Genomic DNA, 20,650 nt, shown 5'->3' with positions numbered 1-20,650 from the left:
GGAGCGTTAAATCAATAACTCGTCCACAACGTGGCCGTGAACGTCGGTAAGACGATAATCGCGTCCCTGGAAACGGTAAGTCAGTCGAGTGTGATCGAAGCCCAGTTGGTGCAAGATGGTCGCTTGCAGGTCATGGACATGGACCGGATTCTCGGCGACGAAATAGCCAAGTTCGTCCGTTGCTCCGTAAGTCGTTCCGGGCTTAATCCCTGCTCCCGCGAGAAAAATGGTGTAGCAGTGAGGATGGTGATCTCTTCCCAGAAACTTCGACCCGTTCCGTTCTTCGTTTAATGGAGTCCGGCCGAACTCACCGCTCCAGACGATGAGGGTCTCGTCGAGCAGTCCTCGTTCTTTGAGGTCCTGAATCAGCGCTGCGACAGCCTGATCCATCGGTTTGCACCGGTCGGGAAGCGACAACTTAATATCATTCTGAACAGAGTTTCCGTGGAAGTCCCATCCCCAGTCAAAGAGTTGAACGAATCGGACTCCCTGTTCGACGAGTCGTCGGGCCAGCAGGCAATTGTTCGCAAAACTCGCTTCACCCGGCTGAGCTCCGTAGGCTTCCTGAATATGCTTGGGCTCCGCAGCGATGTCCATCACTTCGGGGACTGAAACCTGCATCCGAAACGCGAGTTCGTATTGAGCGATTCTCGTCAGCGTTTCCTGGCTTCCGAATTGCTCTGCCTGAAGGCGATTGAGTTCGCCAATGGAGTCAATTGTTAGCGATCGGACCTGTCGATCCATTCCGTCCGGGTTGCTGACGTACAAGACCGGATCTCCCTTGGATCGGCACTGAACTCCCTGATAAACAGAGGGTAGAAACCCGCTTCCCCAGGCATTCTTTCCCGCCGACGGAGATGTTCCACCAGAAATCAGGACGACGAAACCGGGCAGGTTTTCGTTTTCAGCTCCCAGTCCATAGGTGACCCACGATCCCATCGACGGACGGCCTTGGCGGGGAGAGCCGGTATAGAGAAGCAACTGGGCAGGGGCGTGGTTAAACTGGTCAGTGTGCATCGACTTAACGAAGCAGAGATCGTCCGCATTTTTTGCGAGATTCGGAAGCAGATCGGAGAGCCATGCTCCGCTTTCGCCATGCTGCGAGAACTTGTGTGGGGTTCCGAGAAGTTTCGGAGTCCCTTTGATAAATGCAAAGCGTTCGCCCTTGGTCACTTCTTCAGGACAGTCCTTGCCGGTCATTTCGACCAACTTCGGCTTGTAGTCGAAAAGATCGTGCTGAGGAGGAGAGCCTGCCATATGCAGATAGATGACGCTCTTCGCTTTCGCCGGAAAGGGTGGCGTTTTCGGACTGAGCGGGTCGGAAGTGTCCGCAGAGAGGGGAGACGATGCCCCGAGAAGGCTGGCCAGTGCGATCCCTCCGAGACCGTTGGAGGTCTGCCCGAGAAAATGGCGACGCGTTTGGAGTTGGAGTGGATCGTAATCAAACTGCATCGAACTCTCCGGAGCTGGTCATGGCGATTGTCCGAATTCTATCAGATTGACAGTCGAGTCAATGTTCTGCTGGAGTGATCGGCACAATCACTGTGAGTCAACGATTCATTCTTCAGGTTGAACGAATTATACAGGTCAGCTGTCATCCTGGTGGACAAACTCGCCGCAGTCTTCCACTTTTCGTCAGGTCGACCAGCGTTTCGTTTCGATTTTCGAAAGAGACCGTCCTGGAAGTGTGGAGAGGACGTTGCATGCGCTCCGTCCGAGAGTTACAACGTTTTGAGGTGTTCATGTCCTCTCTGCACACGTTAATCAATAACGTCGCGCGTGACTTCGTTGTCGGTCCGAGCCGGTTCAGCGGTCCACTTCAAGCAGATTAAAGGTGCTTCAACGGTGAACAAGAAAAATCTTGCAACGACCTCGTTGATTGCAGCGATTCCGGCCGGAATCCTGCTCTTCTTTGCTTTGAAGGCCGTTCTCGGGAGTTTCGACAAACTTCCCACGGTGTTGATGGTCGCGATGATTCTGTTATTGGTTGTCGCCGGAGTGATGCTGCTGTTTCCCGGGTACATCCTGATTTATTACAGCGGGACCAAACGTCAGAAAGCTGGAGCGGAAGCACCGGTTTCAGAAACGGGAGCCGTTCCTGCAGCTGTTGAAGAAGATCAACTGGACGCAGCCTTCACTGACGAGGAAGGCGATGAATTCGCGGATGACGAATTCGGAGACGAATTCGAGTTCGACGAAGAGGACGAGGACTAGATCTCAGCGTCGTCTTTCGATTTCTGTGAGTAGCACGATCAAGTGCCGCAGTCATCGAATGAGGCGGTTCGGTAAGGTTTCAGAATCGATGAAACCGGTCCGCGTCGCCAATGCTTGATGAATAACGACGGTGATTGGTCGTTGGAAACCCAATCACCGGTCCGATCTCTCTCCTGTGTCTCGCTGTGCAAGCACGAGCATTGTCTTCAGCAGGTGCGCACTCTAAGTTCGCTTGCGTGCGACGGACTCTTCTCGGGCTCTTGGCTGTTTGAATCAGCTCTTGGGGCCTTCGAGAGCTGTCCGCTTGAGAATCTCGGCTCCTCGCTGCAAGACGTCGTCGGTCGCCGCATAGGAAATACGGAAATGCGTGTCCTGGCTGCTGAAGACGTTTCCGGGGATGATCAGCAAGTTGTTCTCAATCGCTCGTTTCACAAACTCTGTTCCGGTTCCCCACGGAGCTTTGACGAACAGGTAGAAGGCGCCTTCTGCACCGTGAATCTCGAAGTCCGAAGACAACTCTTTCCGCATAAAATTGCGTTTCTCGCGGTATTCGTTCACAGCTGATGAGATATCGAGGTCCCAAGCTTCAACAGCTGCCCATTGCATTGGATGCGGAGCACAGACAAAGGTGAACTGCTGCAGTTTCATCATTTGCTGGATGACATGCTGAGGTCCGTGGCACCAACCAACGCGCCAGCCGGTCATTGAATGAGACTTGCTGAAGCCATCGATGACGATCGTCTGATCATTGAATTCGGCGGGACTGACGAAAGGAGAGTCGTAACAAAACTCCCGATAGATTTCGTCGCTGATCAGAGCGATATCATGTTCCTGAGCGAGTTCAGCAAGTTGACGGACTTCTTCCTGACTACTGACATGGCCAGTCGGATTGGACGGGCTGTTGAACAGGATCACTTTGGTCCGTTCATTGATCGCAGCTTTGACTTGATCGATTGAAATGCGAAAGTCCGGGTAAGTGCTGATCTGGCGAATCGTTCCCCCAGCTAGAGTCGTGAGATGCTTGTACATCACGAACCAGGGATCGAATGCGATGACTTCGTCGCCCGGATTGACGAGCGTCGACAACGCGAGCATGAGCCCTCCGCTGGTCCCACTTGTGATAAACGCTTGTCGGTCCTGGTGCTGGTATTCGGCGTTGACCCGTCCCTGAACCAACTTCAGCAGAGGCTGAATTCCCTGTGTCTGGCTGTAGGCGTTCCTTCCCTGATCGACGGCTCTCTTGAGAGCATCCTTAATCGGTTGAGGAGTATCGAAGTGGGGTTGGCCGATGCTGAGATTCACCGGGTCTTTCATGTTGGCAGCCAGATCAAACACTTTCCGAATTCCGGAGGCATCGATCTTGTGCATGCGATCTGCGATCCATCGTTCACTCATTCTGCGACTCCTGGCGGGTAATTTTGTGTCATTCCTGAAGGCCCAGGCTCTTGGTCAAAGAGAGGGTGAAAGCGGCCGGAATGTTCATGTGTATTCGAGAAGTTTTCTGATCGTGGAATTTAGCCGTTTTCGTCAGATCGCTCCATTGTCGGACACAAGTTCGTCCGAGTGGAGATTCGTGGCAAGCTGACGACGAGAGTGTTTCGAAAGTCTTATCAAACTCTCATGCGCGTGTTTCAGTTGCTTGACGTCGTTAACCCGACATCCGACCCGACAGATTGAACCATTGGGCAGGGCGGGGCAACCCCAGTCTGTTGTAAGTGCTGGGTGCGTCAGAGATTGCGTTTCTCGATGCGTCTTCGGGAAACGTGAGTCAGAACAGCAATTTGAATTGGAGTGGGTTCGGCATTGGTTCTGCAATATCCAGATGCACGTCATCAGAATTCGTCTTCGCCGCTTGAGGGTTCATCTCTCCTTCTGGCGGTGAGGAACTCTGAGGACGTTCGCTTGAGTTGTACGAGCGAAATGACTTCGTGCTGGCTCATGGGTGGATCAGCCCCGTAAGTGGCCCGTCGAGGATGCCCATTCTCGCGAACTGTCCTTTACTCACTTCTATCGGGAACACGACAATGTGGAATGCGTTAATTCGTGATGAGGCGGGATTCGTCGTCTCTGCGGAACTTGTGCTTGTGGCGACGATCCTCGTCATTGGCTTAATTGTTGGAATGAGCGAAGTCCAACATGCGGTTGTCCAGGAACTCAATGATGTTTCTGACGCGATTGGATCTCTTAATCAAAGCTATCTCTTCACTGGGTTTGTCAAGCAGAAAGGCGGGCGGGGCGGAGTTGCTGCATTTACGGCTGGTTCAGCTTTTATCGATACCGCTGATGAATGTGACAACAACCAGTGCTCAATCGCTTGCATGTCTCCTACTCCAGAGGGACCAAAATTTTAAGTGGTTGCTTTGGGCACTTTATTGTCACTGAATTCGTAACCTGCGTTGGGCAGTCCAGGTTGGGAACGACGTGACGATGATTCAAAACGAAAAACAGCCCGCACTGGAAAAGTGCGGGCTGTTTTTATGTTAATCGATTGCCGTGATGAAAAGGCGATTATCGAACTCGCATTCTGTATGAGCGATTCTTAGCGTCGAAATCAGCGACTCCGAGCTTCTGCTGAATCTGCAAATCAGTGTAGGCGTAGAATTCGAGAAGTGTTTCTTCGTCGATGGTTTCCGGGTTGACGTCTTTCCCCCAAGTGAAGTTCTTGACACAAACCGGCATTGAGAGTTCCTGGTCAACGTAGATGACCGACTTGCGATAGAGAGGGTTGATTTCGGGGGAATCGTACTCGCAGATATAGAGATAACAGGGACGGCCTTCGAATTCCTGATCATCGCGAAGCTCGCAGACGAATCCGCTCGCACGTTCAACATCTTTGCTTTGGTATTCGAGGATCGAATGTGCCAAACCGATGAGGCCAGCTTTCGTCACAGGATGACGGGATTGTGACATCGCCATCGTTCCGGTCGGATCGAGCTTCATCACACCGGTCAATCTTCCTTTGATTCCTCCAGGTTGCACAAGAAGCTTGTCGTCGTTCTGGCCATCAACGTAGATCAACTGTTGACCGCGTGAATCTCCGCTCTCCCATTTCATGTAGACACTGAACGGCTCGTGCTTCATCTTCAGTTCGATGGTTTGTCCATCTCCGAGAACGCCGTTCATGCGCTCCTGTTTATAGAACGAAGCTGTGTAGTCCGGCACGGATTCGAACGATTCAATCCCCTTCTTGAGGATCGCTGAGGTCACTTTGAGTGCCCAGATCCCTCGTAAGACGTTCGGATCTTCCTTTCGCACTTCCTGCTGATTTGTTTCAGCAGACTCTGTGTCGCTCTCTTCTTCGATCCTTTCCGGCAACGAAGGGCTCGGAGGAAGGTTTAACACGGGCGGACCGCTCGTGCGTTTTCCTTCGTTTGGACTCCCACCAATGGCAACCGGATCGGACTGGATGTGTGCCGCAGCCACGGCCAGGCAGGCGACACTGATCGCGAGCAAATTCTTACTTCGAAAAGTCTGTTGGGATGGCGCTGACTGCATTCGTCGCGTCCTCTGCATCGGGAATTGACGGTTGGTGTTTTGGTCGTCTTTGGGTGTGCGAAGAGTTCGGCACTTTTATTCAATCGTCTGAACTTTTATTGAAGTGCACATTTTTGCCGATGGCGTGTTCATTCGGATCAGCACTCGGAACTCTGAATCGAAGAACTCTTTTCCATATGCTTAGCCATTTCCTAATCGGACGAGAGCGATCGGTTGGAAAGTTCGGACCGAAAACGGCCCTCGAAATCGGCCCAATAAGTTCACACCTCCAAATGACATCGGGGAGGGGCTTCAATACACTCACCAAGACCCGCACGCCTGTTTGTCTCCCATTCAAATATTGGTTGGTCGCCAGCTGACCGGAGTAGTTCTGCAATGATTCTGCGAATTTGTCCGCGAGTTCTACTTGTTGCAGTTGGAATGATCCTGTGTAGCTCAACCGGAATTGCGGCTGATCCGCCGAGTGCTGCGGGCTCGCTGATTACGCTTCTCAAGAGCGGCCGAGTTCCAGAGGCGAGGCAGTCGACGCTGATTAAGCTGATCTGTGAACGCGGGAACGAACACGACCTGCGCTTCATTTTCGATTCAGTAATGAAAGAAGATGGATGGCCCCTGGAATTGCGTCAGCAGGCGCTCTCCGGATTATTGGAGGCTGCGACGACCCGCGACGTTCGACCAGACGGGGATCTTTCCGAGGTCATCGCGTTGATCTCTTCAGATGATCTGACCATTGCACGTTTGGGAGTTGAACTGTGCGGACAGTGGAAAGTCGACGCTGCGTTCCCGGTCTTCGCGAAGCAAATTCAGTCGGAAGAACTGTCGATCGAACAGAAGAGATTGCGAATCGAAGCACTCGCTCGAATTTCTCCGCAGGAGTCGATTGCTCTCCTCGCGGATCTCGCCAGCGAAGAACATTCGTTCGAGATTCGAAGCATGGCCATTCGGGCTCTCGCTGGGATTTCGCTTCCGGAAGCAGGACGCCTCGCTGGCCAAACACTGCTTGACGCTGACGGCTCTTGTGATCTGGGAGAGATCCTCGATGGGTTTCTGGAGCGTGATGGAGGGGCTGAAGTTCTTGCTTCGGTGATTCAGGAGAGTCCGCCGAGTGAAGATGTTGCGAAATTGGCGCTTCGCCATTTGTATTCGGTCGGGCGAACAGATCGTCAGCTCAACGATGTGCTTTCCGAGATCAGTGGTATCTCAGAGGAACCGGCTCTCCCCACTCCGGAAGAATTGGCAGAACTCGTTCGAGTTGTGGAACAAACTGGCGATCCGTATCGGGGCGAAGCTGTCTTTCGTCGCGATGATCTCAGCTGCATGAAATGTCATGCGGTGAATCAGGCTGGAGGGCAAATTGGTCCGGATCTCAGCGCCGTGGGATCGAGTTCTCCGATCGAATACCTCCTCATGTCGGTTCTCGATCCGGATCAATCAATCAAAGAAGCGTACACCACCAAAGTTGTCGTTACGAAATCCGGAAAGATTCACCAGGGGCTCGTCGACAACCGGAACTCCACAACTCTGTTCCTAAAACAAGCGACCGGCCAGATTGACGCCATTCCGGTCGACGACATCGACGAAGAAGTTGAGGGAAAGTCTCTCATGCCGAAAGGACTTGTGAAGTTCATGACGCATTCTGAGCTCATCGACCTCGTCAAGTTTCTTTCCGAACTTGGAAAGCCAGGTGACTTCGCAGTCCGCTCGTCGCCTCGCATTCAACGATGGAAGCTTCTGAAAGATCCCCCTGAGCAGTTGATCAACGAGATTCCGTCACTGTCGGCATTCGAGGATCTCGTTCTCAATTCCGATTCCTGGACGAGCGTCTACAGTCGAGTGAACGGAGACCTTCCGATCGATGAACTGACTCGATTAACAGGTGAGAAAGTGATCTATCCTCAAGGGGAAATCGTGGTCTCAAAAGGAGGGCTTCTGACTGGCGAGTTGAATTCCAGCGACGGGGTGAGTGTCTGGGTGGGGACCCAATTGATGAAAGACGGGACAGAGTTCTCTTGGGAGGCGGAAGAAGGGAAGACTCCGATCACTCTGCGAATCGATTCATCGGCGACGACTTCGGAAGTGATTCGACTTGAACTCCGTCGACCGGATCGATCAGCCGTTGAGTTTAATGTTGTCGATGGTCAATAAGCGGTTTCAATGCTTCTCTTTCCGGCGAGGAATTCTCAACATGAGTTTTGAGAATCTAGCAACGGGCCCGAACACTCGATCGTCTTGCCAGTCTCAAGGCTCGTCAAGATGTGAGCAGCAAGATGATGGGCACGGACAGCATCTCCTAAATCCGGAATCGGAACAATTCCTCCGGCAATACGACGTCCGAACAGATCCAGACAAACCTTCAGTGAGCTTCGTTCGTGTTCGAGGGACTCTTCGTACTGAGGTCCTCCGCACTCCCAGGCGAGAGTGTCTGCTCCGAAGAGGTTGGCGACTCCGCCCTTGCAGGTTACCGAACTCTCAACAGTTGCGTGTGAGCTGTCACGATTTCCTTGAAAATCGATCACAATCGTGACGTTGCGCGAGTCCGCCACCTGAACTGAAACAGACTGCTGCTCCTGGTCCGGGACGATTGTCAGCGGCGCTTCCTGAATCATGGCTAAGCACCAGTCAAGTTTCGCGATCAGCGATGCACGGTCTTCTGTCTCTTGGCAGACGACTTTCATCGAGTTGAGCGGGCCCAGCCTCGTTGCCAGTAACTCGCGCAGTCGAAGCGTTGACGGTGTCCAGCGATTGAAAAGTTCGGGAAGAATCAGCGACGAAAGTCCCTGCGTCAATGTGTAGAGTCGTTCGACGCGCGACGAGTCACCGAATGCCGATGACCTCAGCAACACGGGTTTCTCGCAGGAACTGATCGGGTTCCACTTCGGCAATCCAATCCATCGATCAGAACTGACAATGAGACCATCGATTTTGGGGGAGTTGATCAGGCGGCAGATACTTCCATAGTAAGAGACGCCATGCTCCTTGGCAGCCTGTCGAGCTGTCTCGAGGCTGTCTGCGTGAATGGCTTTCAGTATCAACCGAGGGGCGGACTTGATCAGTTCGATCAGCTGACGATCGTTGTCCTCCGAATATCCGATGATTGCCAACGAAAGAACTTCTTTCGTCATTGATCCATGATTCCTTTCATCGGAACTCTCCGGAAGTCGCCATTGTTGAAGCGGGCTGCGTTGTGCGATAGTTCTCGGTAGCCGACTGCAAGTTTAACATTCCGAGATGAGGGTTGCGAGTGCGAGGACCTGGGCTGACAATGCTCATTGCATCAAAGCGACCTCGTCGAGTGGAAGAACGTCGATCCGCCATGCGTCGCTGGAGATTTTTGGGGATTTCCAATTCATTTGCGGAATCTCTTCCATCGCTCCCTTCTGACTGCTCGTAACAGAGCAAGAGCCTTGAAAGTGGATGGTTTCATGCGAACCAAGAGTACCTGGACAGAAAGTCTCTTCATCAGGACGATCGTCCTGTTGGGGATGTTTTGGGGTTCGTCGAGCCATTCCCTGCATGCGCAAGTTGAAAGTCCTGCCGAGGTGATCGATGAGAGCTGGCAGACCGTGTCGAGTCACGGAGAGCGAATCGGGTACGCGCACTCTTTGACAACTCGCGGTGAGAAGGACGGCGAGCCGGTGATTGTCTCTGACCTTCTGACAGTCATGACTTTCATGCGATTCGGTCAGCAGTTGTCGATTCAGCAATCAACACATGTCGTCGAAACGATCGAGGGAGACCTCATCTCCTTTGCTTCCACTCTGAAGAATCCTCCAAACAGCGAATCTGTTGCGACCGGGGAAATGCAGGCAGGCACGCTCACGGTCACATCGAGAGTGGCGGGTGAAACGACGACGAAGTCGTATCCCGAATTCAATGGAATCAAATCTTCGGTTTGGCCGGAGCGATTTGTTCGCGAAGGAAGAATGACTCCGGGAGAGGTTCACCGTTTTCAAGTCTTCGAACCCGCCCTCGGGCAGGCAGTAACGATGACTGCGGAATTGGTTTCGTCAACGGCTGCAAGTCGCGTCGACGCTCGAAATTCACTGGCCGAAAGTGAGCATCAAATTCGCTTTCAAACGTTCATCGACGAGTCTCCCGCTGTCGAAACGATTGTGACATGTGATGCGGAATGGAGTTTTCTCAAGTCGGAAACACCCATCCTCGGCATCGTCATGAGCAAATCGGACGAGCACGAAGCACTGGCACCGGTCGGAAAGGTCACCTTCGACTTTGCGAAAGACTCGATGATTCCCGTGACAATCGAGGAGAGTCTTCATTCCGCGAAGTCAGTGACGTATCGCATCGAAGTGGCGGGGGCCAACGCGGGTGATCTTTTCTCCAAACAACATTCTCAGCTGAACACCAGTGATGACGCAGAGGTCATTGAATTGTCCACAACGGGGCAAGCTCTCTCTTCTGATTCTCCGGGAAGGGAATTTTCCGTGGCATCACCGGTTGTGGAATCGGATCATGAACTGATTCAGAAACTCGCTGCTCAAGCGGCCGGAGACGCTGACGATCCACTCGTTGTCGCCCGCCATCTGACAATATTCGTCGACGATTATGTCACTGAGAAGAACTTTGCAACTTCACTCGGTTCTGCTTTGGAAACAGCACAATCTCGCGCCGGAGATTGTACGGAGCACAGTGTTCTTCTGGCAGCTTTATTGAGAGCACGAGGAATTCCATCTCGCGTGGTGGTCGGTTTTGTCTACTCGAACCAGTTAGAAGCATTTGTTGGACACCTTTGGACAGAAGCCTGGGTGGACGGGAAATGGATGGGTCTCGATGCACTCGACGCGAATCACGTCGCGGGGCCAGGGCATCTCGCGATGAAAACAGCAAGCCTTTCCGGTCAGGGAACGTCCGCAGCTGGGGAGTTCTTTATGATCATCCATCTCCTTGGGCGAACAAAAATCGACGTACTGGAAGTTGTCCGGTAGAATCGAAGAGGAAAATGCCTTTTTCAGATGGTGTACGATGACGAAATCACGACCGACAGCCTTGAATCAAACCGCTCTCGCCCTGATCCGGCGTTGGTTCGATGGTCGACCAAGGTGGCTCGTTTTGTCCAATGACAATGAGTCAGCCACGCGGCTGATTGAAGCAGAGCGTCTCGAAAAAGAGTCGCTTCGAGAATCGATCGACCGTGAGATCGCATGGGAACTCGGTCTGCGAAGACGCAAGGACTACATTGTTTCAAACGTGCCGCGTCTCCATCTTGAGTCACCGGTCTTTCAACGGGAAACCTGTTCGGGAAAGACGGAAGAACGTTTCAATGTTGTTGAATTCTTCCTTGTCGAACTCTACGGAAAACAAGGGCGAGACGAGCTGGATCAGAAGACTCACGTCGAGTGGTGGACCGTTGATCAATTGCTCAATCCAAGCGGGGCAACTTTGCTTCAAGAGCGTCAACGGACTCTTCTCGAAATCGCGGACATCCTGAATGAGGAACGTAAGCATGAATGACAGGCCTCGGATTCATCGCTCGATTGGTCGATTCGGCTCGGGTCTCACGCTCCCGATTCTGACCATCGCTATCGCTGTCATTCTCTTTCCAGGGGCAATGGCAGCCTTCGCTGAGACGCCGGACCCCGACCAACTTGCGAAGTTGATCGATCTTCGAATTGAAGAGCGACTAGAAACAGAAGGAGTCACTCCGGCCCCTCTGGCAGATGACGCTGAGTTTCTTCGCCGGGTTTCTTTGGACGTCACCGGGAAAATTCCTCATGCTTCCGAGGTGCGGGACTTTCTTGCAGACTCCGATCCGGACAAGCGAGCCAAGCTCGTCGATGCGATGCTTGAACGTCCCTCTTATATTATCCATCAGACGAATTTGTGGCGTGCTGCAATGATTCCGGAAGCGGACGCCGATCCGACGATTCGATTGGCGCTTCCGGGATTCGAATCGTGGCTGCGATCGAGAATCGCTGAGAACCGAAACTTCGCGGAGATCGTGGACGAAATTCTCACACTACCCGTCGACGCTCAAAACGTATCGGCCTTCAATCAACCTGATGCTGCGACCCCAGTCGCGTTTTATATCGCCAAAGAATCAAAGCCGGAACGCGTTGCTGCAGCCTCTGCAAGGCTTTTTCTGGGAGTGCGAATTGATTGCGCGCAGTGTCATGATCACCCGTTTGACGACTGGAAGCAGGATCAATTCTGGCAGCATGCTGCGTTCTTTAGCGATCTCCCTCAAGTCACACCCTTGGGTCAGGAAGCAGAAATGCCCACGAATGATGTCGGGGAACAGGGGACAATTCTGATTCCGGAAACAGACCGAACTGTTGTTGCGACCTTTCTCGATCAGTCGACACCGGTCAGCGTTCCGGAAGATCGAACTCGGAAAGCTTTAGCCGACTGGATTGTCTCTTCCGAGAACCCGTATTTCGCAAAAGCTGCGGCGAATCGAATTTGGTCATACCATTTCGGACTGGGACTCGTCGAGCCGATGGATGACTTCAGCGCTCACAATCCGGCCTCGCATCCCGAACTCCTCAAAGAACTCGCGGAGGCATTTCGAGCGGGGGATTATGACTTCAAGTTACTCATTCGAGCAATTACCCGCAGTCGAACTTATCAGCGGTCGAGTGTGGCGGACGAAACGACTGACGTACGCCGATCACTTCTGGCTCGAATGCCCGTTCGTGGGATGACCGCAGAGCAGATTTTCGACAGCCTGGCTGTTGCGACGGGATACCGACAGCCGTTCGATCCGGAACAGCCGCTGAATTTCAACAACGATGCTGCGAGGCAAGAGTTTCTCGCGACTTTCGGAGTTCAGAATGAATCCGCCCCCGATCGAACCACGACCATTTTGCAGGCACTCTCGCTTATGAACGGAGATTTCGTTGGTGATGCAACTGACCTGGCGGACAGTCGAACTCTGGCGGCAGTTGTTGACGCTCCGTTCTTATCGCTTCAGGAGAAAATCGAGGCGTTGTACTTGTCGACACTCAGTCGAAAGCCAAGCGATGAAGAACTCACCGCGATGATCGACTATGCAACCCGGTCGAATGACTCCGCCGACAATCTCGGATCGGAGGAAGTTGCATTGGCGGACATCTTCTGGGTCCTTCTCAACAGCAGTGAGTTCTTACTCAATCACTAATCCCATCGTATCGTTCTCTTCCGGATCGGGACACGCGCCCCTTTCGATAGATGAAGAGTTTGCAGTGATGAGATTCCCCAAGCTGTTCCTGATACCGCTCGCGGTTCAACGAGTGATTCGATCAACCACTCGTTGAACGGGAGTGAAGTTTCGACGTTCGCTCGAGTCAACGATCACAGCAGCGTCGACTCAATGTTCGCATCGCCGGACTGCTCAGCGGATTCGGTTCATTCTCCAGAATTGCGGATAGAAGGGGAGGGCGTAGCGAGGATAGTCTTTGACCTCCTCCTTCCCGCCTTTGTTCTGCCGGTAATGAGATCTCACTGTAAAGCCTTTGCCGTCATTCAAGAACGGAACTCCGTGAGGCCAGTAGGTGTAGAACGCTTTCCCGACGAGGAATTTTCGGGGGACTGTTTGCTGCCCCTGACCCCAAAGACGGCTGTCGAGACTTCGCGGGCTGTTGTCTCCGAGGGCGAGATACGCATCCGGGCCAATTGGAATCTCGAGCTGATCGTACTCGTCGGCTTTCTCAAGGTAGAGATCACTCCAGGCTTCCGGGTTGTCACTCAAGCTCGCCAACTGGCGTTCGAATGCGGAATTCCGATAGTAGCGATCATCGTTGATTCCGAAATCAGCCCGGTAGTAGATATCTCGTTCCAGAAGCAAATTGGAAATGGTTGCATCGACACCCGAAGCAGCGATCCCCACGGGAGCGAGGTCGCGATCTGTCGGGAATGGAATTTCAGTCGCTCCTGCCACTGCGAGGTTCGCACCGTCACCGAAGTCAACGAGGGAGTTGTTCACCCACAGGCAGAGCCGATCATCCACGTTGCAGAAAGTGATGGAGTATGATCCCGGTCCGGAAATCGACGTTTGACCTGTCGCAAGTTCTTCGCGACGTTCATTGAGCATCGAGTTGATTTCCGAAAGGACCGCTTCTCCGGTCTCGGGATTGATTTCACAGCGGTACCACGATGTCCCTTCACACACTTCAAGAATGATCCGACTGTCCGGCGAAACGGAGTCTATTTCGAGATCGAAGTTGATCGTCAGGTCGCGGACCCAGTATCTCCCCAAATCGACATCCTCAGCAGATTGTGAGTCGAAACGACGTCCTTCGCCGGTGTACGCGTTGTATCCACAGAAGTCGGAAATCAGCCGAGCACGCGGATCGAGTTCTTTCGAGTTCCGGAACGCGACCCAGTCTTCCGGATGCGGCATGAAATGCCGATAGCGGAGCCAGTGCAGTGATTCATCTTCCGGGGTGATTGTGTATGTGCGGTCGTCGCGGTTCGGCTGCCAGCCTTCTTCGGACTCAACAAAGTTAGCGATTTGTCCGACTTCTCCTTCTCTCACAGATGCCCAGCGTTCCGGCCAACCAGCAGCGAGGATTTCGACGGGTGCGAAATTGTCGTCATAGACCGGGATTTGAAGTGCACGTTGTTTATCAGGAGATTTCCGCAGAATCTCGGGACCGTCGTCGTTGATGCGATAAACGTTTCCGCCCCGGATTCGAATCAGTTCATTCGGAAGTCCGGCGAGTCGCTTGATGTAATTCGTTTCCGGCTCTTGCGGATTCTTGAACACGAAGACGTCCCAACGGTCCGGGGCTCCGAACTCATACGGGTATTTGTTGACCAGAATCCGGTCACCATTGAAAGCGAGTTCGTTTCGAATCTGATCGTTTTCGAATCCGCAATTTGGGCAAATTGCTGTCTCCAGACGTGAGTCGTGTTCCAGCAAACCCGATTCGCGAACAACTTCGTCACTCGCTCCGACAGTGATATGAAACCCGCATTGAGTACAGGTCGTCTCTTTGTGTCGACCGTATAGCGTGGGCGCCATGGAACCGGTCGGAATGACGAACGCCTCCGCCTCGAATGTCCGGAACATGAATGCGAGGATGAACGCGAAGAGAATGGACTCGACCGTATCTCGAGTGCTTTCTTTTCTCTTCAGCTTTTCGGGAGCAGCTGCCTCGGATTGCTCTTTTTGACCACGCTGCAAGTATTTTCGTAGGAACTTGACCATTGAAGTCGCGCCGTAATGGAATCGGAATTATTCGATTGCAAGCTGCCGTAAGGCGGCAGCACCAACAGTAGCCATTTTACGCCTCAAATGACTGTTGTGTTTGGAAAGTATCACAGTTGATGCTGGCATGCACCCGTGCCGTTTCAGTTCGAGAGATCAAGAAAACCCATCGCGGCGAGATTTTTCCCAAGTTCACGGCTGACCGAGTCATCTGATCAACTCCCGCGACGTTTTGTCCCTTTGGGGCAGTTGCTCGGAACGATCAGCACGAATTCGGGAAATGCTTAACGAACGGTGCGGACTCGTGAGAAGTCGGGAATCCGGATGTGCGACTTCTTTCCGTTCCAGGAAATTTCTTTTTGCTGGGTCGGAAGATGGACAAACAATGGCTTGCCGATCAATGCCTCCCGGGGAATGGTCGGATGAGCCCAGGCACGACTGTCGAGCGAAACGGGGCTGTTGTCTCCCAGCACAAGAAAGTGATGCGCGGGAATTTCGAAACTCGGATCGCTTTGATCTCTTTTCGGGGTGTAGTAGACATCGCGATAGAGATTCAGCGACGCGATTCGGACATCGATCCCACGGGCTCCAATTCGAACCGGACTGGTTAATGGAGGGCGACTTTGTGATGCCTGAAACGGGACCGGGGAACCGACGATCTTCTCATTCACGGCGACGATTGCCTGTTGGTCAAACAGTGAGAAATCGATGTGAATCGGTTTCGTTAAGGAATCCTTATCGATCGAAGTTGTCCAGCAATCCCGTTGGTGACGAAGATCACGGAGCGTGATGAGATGCTGACTCGGTAAGATGTGAAGCTGAAAGGTGTCCACTCCATCGGTCAACTCGAACAGCAATTCTCCATCGCCTCGAAGATCTTCCAGCGTCGCTGAAATCATGAAGTCATGCGGGAAATAGTATTGCTGTCGTGTCTGTCGATTGTATTCACATCGATCAATGATCGGGGAGAGATGCGATTGTTCGAAGAGCTCGTCGAGTGCCCGGTGGAACTCCGTGTCGTCGGTACGAGTCTTCCAGCGATCGCGCTCGAATGCAGAGAGGACTCCGTCGCAACTCAGTGTGCCAGCTTCGAATTTCAGCGAATCGTCATGGTTCTGAGACAAGCCCTCCGGCCAATGAGCGAGGTGAACGGTGTTGACAGTTGGAATGGGCTGCGTCTCGCAGTGACGATACTTGATCCACGAAATCTCGCCCGGCTGATTGGGGGCTTTCGATGAGGAGCAGTTGATCGAGCTATTGAGAAAAGACCAGGATTCTGATCCGTTTTCGGAAACCCATCTTGGGAGGAGGTCTGGATCCGAGAAGCTGGCCTCGCGAGAGTATTCATGCACCGGGACTCGCATCGAGAGTTGGTTCTCCAGTGGTTTCCGAACGATGTTGTTGTTGACCCAGATGTCACCGTCTCGAATTTCGAGGATCTCATTGGGCAAACCGACAACCCGTTTGACGTAAGCCTGCCCGGGAGCGTCTTCGTTGTGAAAGACAATCACCTCCCAGCGACGCGGATCGCGAAACTCAAAAGCAAGTTTGTCGACGAGAAGCTGATCACCCTCGGTTCGCGGAACCTCATTCCAGTTGGAAATCGGACTTCCGCAGTGCGTGCATTCCATGAGCTGTGGCTCAGCAGGAAGGCCAGAGAGATCTGCAGAAGCACTCGCAGATGATGTCCCAGTCGAGCTGACTTCACCGATGAGTTTGTCACTATCGAAAGCTGCTCCGCGAACGAAACTGTGATGACAGTTTTCGCACATGATGCGACGATGAAAACCGAGCAGAGTCGGGGCCATCGATCCGGTCGAGATCAGGTAGCCTTCGACAGCGAAACACCTGAAAATCACGACGGTCAAACCCAGAAGAAGAAATGATTCGGCAATATGTCGAAACATTCCTCCCCTGATACCCTGATCATCTGGCCGTGGCAATTTAGGCAGTACAAACATCAATCAGGAAAGGTGTCGGCACCCTAAAAGCGTTTTCGAATCAATTCCTCGAACTCGCGTGAGCAGGCACAGCCAATGAATGCGCCCGTCCGATCGGAAATTGCGGACAAATAAGACAACTTCCTCAGCGAGACCGATTGTCAAACTGTACCGATTGTATCGGTCACAGGGGTGGCGTTGGAATTCCCTTTTCTGACGAATGTGCCGATTCGGAGCGACTTGGGGCGGCGAGAATTGCCGGAGCGATTCAAGGGATTGACGAATTGTTCAAATCCTGAAACATCTCTTGGGGTATGGGGACAGTGAAGGAGAGATCGGACGCGAAATGCCCGGTCGAGTTGTCCAGAAACCGAACTTCGTCGACGGACGAGCGGAAGCATTTTTCAAATCACCAAAATCAGAAGGTGAAAATGCTTTAGATAATTGCCCGATTGGCCGTCTCAACCTGATGAGCAAGAACGGGATCTGTCCCGATGAGTTCGGAGACCTTTCGGCAGGCGTGAATCACGGTGCTGTGGTTTCCGCGTCCGAAGTACTGGCCAATCTCTTTTAAGGTCAACTCCGTGTGCTCTCTCGCCAGAAACATCGCGACCTGACGTGCGGTCTTGATGCTTTGCGATCGCTTCGGGCTTTTGAGATCGGCAACGGTGGTTTCAAATTGTTTCGCGACAATCGCGGAGATCTGCTTTAGCTCAACTTCAGAGTGTTCGGCGAGTTTGTCAATTTCGGCGAGCCAGTCGTCCGTCGGCCGGTTGAGTCGATGGAGTGCTTTGATGTGCTCGAGCAAACTCAGAATCTCTCTCGCGGACACTTCGTACTTCTTCGAGATGACAGAGATCTGTTCGCTGGAGAGTGTGATTGACTCTGACTTCAGAAAGTGTTGAATCAGTTTTACGCGGCTCGATTCTTTCGGAAGTTTGAGAGTTACCGACAGCCCTCCACGAATGCGATCTGCGAGACGCCGGGAGAATCGCGGAATCTGTGATGGTCTGAGCGTGGATGTTAAGAGCACGCACGCTCCTTCAGAAATCACTTGATCGATTGCGGCGGTCAATTGACGTTGTGATTCCGGACGTCCTGCGAGCGATTGAATGTCTTCGCATACAAAGAGTTTTACTTCATGGCGATATCGGCGCTGGAATTGTCGGATAGCGTCGTCTGTCGATGCTTCCGCCAGTTCCGCAGCATACTGAGAAGCGGTCACGAAGATTGTTTTTCCGTCCGAGCGTTTCGAATCCCAACTTCGGATCAGTTCCCGGGCAAGGCGTGATTTTCCTGTTCCCGGTTCACCAAATAGAGTGACGAGCTGAATGTTGCGGCGGCGAGTGTGCGGTCCCAACCGCTTAATCGCAGCCACGCCAAGACGGTTCTCGGAAATGACGAGAAACGGATGCTGATCGTGTTGGCGAATTGCAGATCCCACGCGTCAACTTTGATTGCTTGTGGTCAGTTCGTTAATGAAATCAAAACGATCTTTGCGAGCGACTCAGCGTACTGCGTCTTCATCATTCCGTCGCTGAAACTTTGGCTTCACGTTGCCATTTTCAGGGATTCACGATCTCTTCGCCAGAATTCGTTTCTTTACATCGAAACAACCTTTTGGCTTAGGAATCGCTGCGAATCAGAGATGAAGATGTCCTTTCGTTCGGTGTTGTGATGTCCTGTTGATGTTGTGAGTTAATTGTTGAGTGATTAGTTCGTTTGCTCGGCGTATCGCGCCAGTGCCATGAGCGGGAAGTAGTGTCGATACAGATGATACCTTAAATAAAAGACACGCGGAAAACCTGTTCCGGTGTACCAGGGTTCGTCCCAGGTGCCATCGCTTGTTTGTGTTCGAATGAGATATTCAATGCCGCGTGAAACCGCTTCGGAGTTTCGGGCACCGCCGGCAATGAGGCCCATGAGGGCCCATGCTGTTTGAGACGCAGTCGTTGGTCCCGTCCCCCGAAGTTCAGGACGATCATAGGTCAGCGGAGTCTCTCCCCATCCACCGTCTTCCTGTTGAACAGACTTCAGCCAATTGACGGCATTCTGAAGACGTTCATCAGTGGCCGGAATTCCGAACTCTGTCAAACCGACCAGAACTTGCCACGTCCCGTACAGGTAGTTCACGCCCCAACGTCCATACCAGGCATGATCAGGTTCCTGATCCTCCCAGACAAATTGAAGAGCTTGTTTGAAAGCGGGGTCATCGTCGGTCAAACCGATCCGACCGAACATCTCGAGGACGCGCGCAGTGATGTCCGCAGTTGGCGGATCAATCATCGCGTTGTGATCGGCAAAGGGGACGCGAGTCAAAATTTCGCGGTCGTTGTCGGCGTCGAATGCTGCCCAACCACCGTTTCGGCACTGCATCGCGGAAACCCAGTGGACTGCCCGCTTCATTGCATCCACAATTGGCTGTGTTTCCTCAAGTGCCGACATGACTTCTTCGACAGACGAAGTGGTGCCGCTCAATGACAACGCAAGGTCTTTTTCGGTCAGCGATTGACCGTGCTGCTGCTTCATGAGTTTGCCGATCCAGTTGGTCGACGGACCGCCCGGAAGGCATCGCGACAACGCCATCGTCACCATGATCGTGTCATCGATGTCGGGATAGAATTCGTTGTTGAATTCGAAATACCATCCTCCCGGCTGGACGTTGGGGTGAGCAACTGACCAGTCACCTTTCGATCGAACCTCCTTCGAAAGTAACCACTGGACAGCTTTTCGGATCTTCGGCGAATCCGCAGGAACTCCCGCTTCTCGCAGTGCGTTGACGGCAATGGATGTGTCCCAAACCGGCGATCGACACGGTTCCAGTCGCACGGTTCCGTTTTCGCGAATGGTCAGCTTTTCAAGCTCATTCAGCGCGTTCACGATTTCAGGTGCGTCTTCGGAATATCCAAGACATCTCAGACCGATGATGCTCCAGATGATCGGCGGAAAGATTGCTCCCAGCCCGTCACTCTTTTCGAATCGGGCGAGAATCCATTTGTGAGCCGCATTCACAGCCGATTTTCGAAACGGGTTGAGATGCAGACGTTCGACGCGCTTCCAGGTTCGATCGACACCACGAAAGAAGCTGTCCCACGGAAAGATTGACTTCTTCTTCATCGCGTCTAATTGCTCAGACGGAGGCATTGTGACAGGAAGCTCTTCCGGAGAATTCAGAAAGAGTTCGTCAATCTTGTGTTCAGCGGGAAGTTCTGTTTTCGGTTGAAATGCCCACAAAAGACTGAGCGGAACAACGATTGTGCGAGACCAGGAAGACATCTCGTAGATGTTGATCGGGAACCAGTTCGGCAGAAGCATCAGTTCTGGAGGAACGGCCGGGACCTGCTTGTAAGAGATGATTCCGAGCAACGCCATGTAATATCGAGTGAAGCTGTTCACTCGTTCCGCACCACCCGCTTCACGAATCGCCTTCGCAGCTCGGGTCATTGGTTCGGAGGCAGGGTCATGACCCGCAATCTTCAAAACCCAGTACGCTTTCACTGAAGAACTAATTTCAAGCGGGCCGTCCGGAAAGAGAGCCCAGCCGCCTTCCGATCGTTGCTGTTCAAGGAATCGAGCGGCACACTCTTGGACGAGTTGGCTCTGGCCTCGTCCGAGCCAGACCAGAAGCAGAACATATTCAGACTCAAGGATGGTGTCGCCTTCAAGCTCACCCAGCCAGTACCCCTCTTCGTGCTGCCGATCGAGTAACCAGTCGCGAGATTTGGACACCGCCGCCTGCACGGATTCTGGTGATGGGGAATCCAGAACAGACATGTTTGAAGAAATCCGATTCGTATCGGAGATGTCACTTGGTCCGTACTCACCCGAAGTCATTTCAGGTCCTTTACTTGCAACA

14 protein-coding genes are annotated in these 20,650 nt (G+C 52.8%); 6 read left to right on the top strand and 8 right to left on the bottom strand.

Annotated elements, in window-relative coordinates; genetic code table 11:
* Window positions 1–6: 6 nt before the first annotated feature.
* Window positions 7–1,452, bottom strand: a complete 1,446-nt coding sequence (locus KOR42_RS03895) for a DUF1501 domain-containing protein (RefSeq protein WP_146507297.1) — start codon at window positions 1,450–1,452, stop codon at window positions 7–9.
* A 393-nt stretch (window positions 1,453–1,845) separates the two neighbouring features.
* Here KOR42_RS03895 and KOR42_RS03890 point away from each other — a divergent pair, with 393 nt between their 5' ends.
* On the top strand, window positions 1,846–2,214 hold the full coding sequence (locus KOR42_RS03890) for a hypothetical protein (protein ID WP_146507296.1): 369 nt from the start codon (window positions 1,846–1,848) through the stop codon (window positions 2,212–2,214).
* A 273-nt stretch (window positions 2,215–2,487) separates the two neighbouring features.
* Here KOR42_RS03890 and KOR42_RS03885 read toward each other — a convergent pair whose 3' ends face one another.
* Complete coding sequence (locus KOR42_RS03885; protein WP_146507295.1) at window positions 2,488–3,609, bottom strand: pyridoxal phosphate-dependent aminotransferase; 1,122 nt, start codon at window positions 3,607–3,609, stop codon at window positions 2,488–2,490.
* Window positions 3,610–4,238: 629 nt separating this feature from the next.
* On the opposite strand from KOR42_RS03885, the gene KOR42_RS03880 reads away from it, so the two are divergent.
* Window positions 4,239–4,565 carry a hypothetical protein gene (locus KOR42_RS03880; protein WP_146507294.1) on the top strand — a complete coding sequence of 109 codons (327 nt, stop codon included), beginning with the start codon at window positions 4,239–4,241 and terminating at the stop codon, window positions 4,563–4,565.
* Between the two features lie 157 nt (window positions 4,566–4,722).
* On the opposite strand, the gene KOR42_RS03875 is transcribed toward KOR42_RS03880, so the two are convergent.
* Window positions 4,723–5,709 carry a DUF1571 domain-containing protein gene (locus KOR42_RS03875; RefSeq protein ID WP_197440834.1) on the bottom strand — a complete coding sequence of 329 codons (987 nt, stop codon included), beginning with the start codon at window positions 5,707–5,709 and terminating at the stop codon, window positions 4,723–4,725.
* 375 nt (window positions 5,710–6,084) lie between these two features.
* Between KOR42_RS03875 and KOR42_RS03870 the strand changes: the two genes are divergently transcribed.
* Complete coding sequence (locus tag KOR42_RS03870; protein WP_146507292.1) at window positions 6,085–7,854, top strand: hypothetical protein; 1,770 nt, start codon at window positions 6,085–6,087, stop codon at window positions 7,852–7,854.
* A 35-nt stretch (window positions 7,855–7,889) separates the two neighbouring features.
* On the opposite strand, the gene KOR42_RS03865 is transcribed toward KOR42_RS03870, so the two are convergent.
* Window positions 7,890–8,831 (bottom strand): Gfo/Idh/MocA family oxidoreductase, encoded by a 942-nt coding sequence (locus KOR42_RS03865; protein WP_146507291.1) that lies wholly within the window; start codon window positions 8,829–8,831, stop codon window positions 7,890–7,892.
* Between the two features lie 300 nt (window positions 8,832–9,131).
* Between KOR42_RS03865 and KOR42_RS03860 the strand changes: the two genes are divergently transcribed.
* Genes KOR42_RS03860 through KOR42_RS03850 form a run of 3 tightly spaced genes read left to right on the top strand, consistent with a single transcriptional unit; the run spans window position 9,132 to window position 12,823 of the window.
* The gene (locus KOR42_RS03860) at window positions 9,132–10,652 is read left to right on the top strand and encodes a transglutaminase-like domain-containing protein (RefSeq protein ID WP_146507290.1); all 1,521 of its coding nucleotides are present in this window, start codon (window positions 9,132–9,134) and stop codon (window positions 10,650–10,652) included.
* A 37-nt stretch (window positions 10,653–10,689) separates the two neighbouring features.
* Window positions 10,690–11,178, top strand: coding sequence for a hypothetical protein (locus tag KOR42_RS03855; protein WP_146507289.1), 489 nt, complete (start codon window positions 10,690–10,692; stop codon window positions 11,176–11,178).
* A complete protein-coding gene (locus KOR42_RS03850; protein WP_197440833.1) occupies window positions 11,171–12,823 on the top strand; it encodes a DUF1553 domain-containing protein in 1,653 nt (550 codons plus the stop codon). Before KOR42_RS03855 ends, KOR42_RS03850 begins: the two co-directional genes overlap by 8 nt.
* A 213-nt stretch (window positions 12,824–13,036) precedes the next feature.
* On the opposite strand, the gene lepB (KOR42_RS03845) is transcribed toward KOR42_RS03850, so the two are convergent.
* The 4 genes from lepB (KOR42_RS03845) to KOR42_RS03830 all read right to left on the bottom strand — a co-directional run bounded on the left by lepB (KOR42_RS03845) (window position 13,037) and on the right by KOR42_RS03830 (window position 20,628).
* Window positions 13,037–14,854, bottom strand: coding sequence for a signal peptidase I (lepB, locus tag KOR42_RS03845; protein WP_146507287.1), 1,818 nt, complete (start codon window positions 14,852–14,854; stop codon window positions 13,037–13,039).
* A 284-nt stretch (window positions 14,855–15,138) separates the two neighbouring features.
* Complete coding sequence (lepB, locus tag KOR42_RS03840; RefSeq protein WP_197440832.1) at window positions 15,139–16,761, bottom strand: signal peptidase I; 1,623 nt, start codon at window positions 16,759–16,761, stop codon at window positions 15,139–15,141.
* Window positions 16,762–17,230: 469 nt separating this feature from the next.
* Window positions 17,231–18,238 (bottom strand): helix-turn-helix domain-containing protein, encoded by a 1,008-nt coding sequence (locus KOR42_RS03835; RefSeq protein ID WP_146507285.1) that lies wholly within the window; start codon window positions 18,236–18,238, stop codon window positions 17,231–17,233.
* 269 nt (window positions 18,239–18,507) lie between these two features.
* Window positions 18,508–20,628 carry a terpene cyclase/mutase family protein gene (locus KOR42_RS03830; protein WP_146507284.1) on the bottom strand — a complete coding sequence of 707 codons (2,121 nt, stop codon included), beginning with the start codon at window positions 20,626–20,628 and terminating at the stop codon, window positions 18,508–18,510.
* Window positions 20,629–20,650 lie beyond the last annotated feature (22 nt).

The organism is Thalassoglobus neptunius, from assembly GCF_007859735.1.
Taxonomy (GTDB): domain Bacteria; phylum Planctomycetota; class Planctomycetia; order Planctomycetales; family Planctomycetaceae; genus Thalassoglobus; species Thalassoglobus neptunius.
This window is presented reverse-complemented; position numbering and strand designations above follow the sequence as displayed.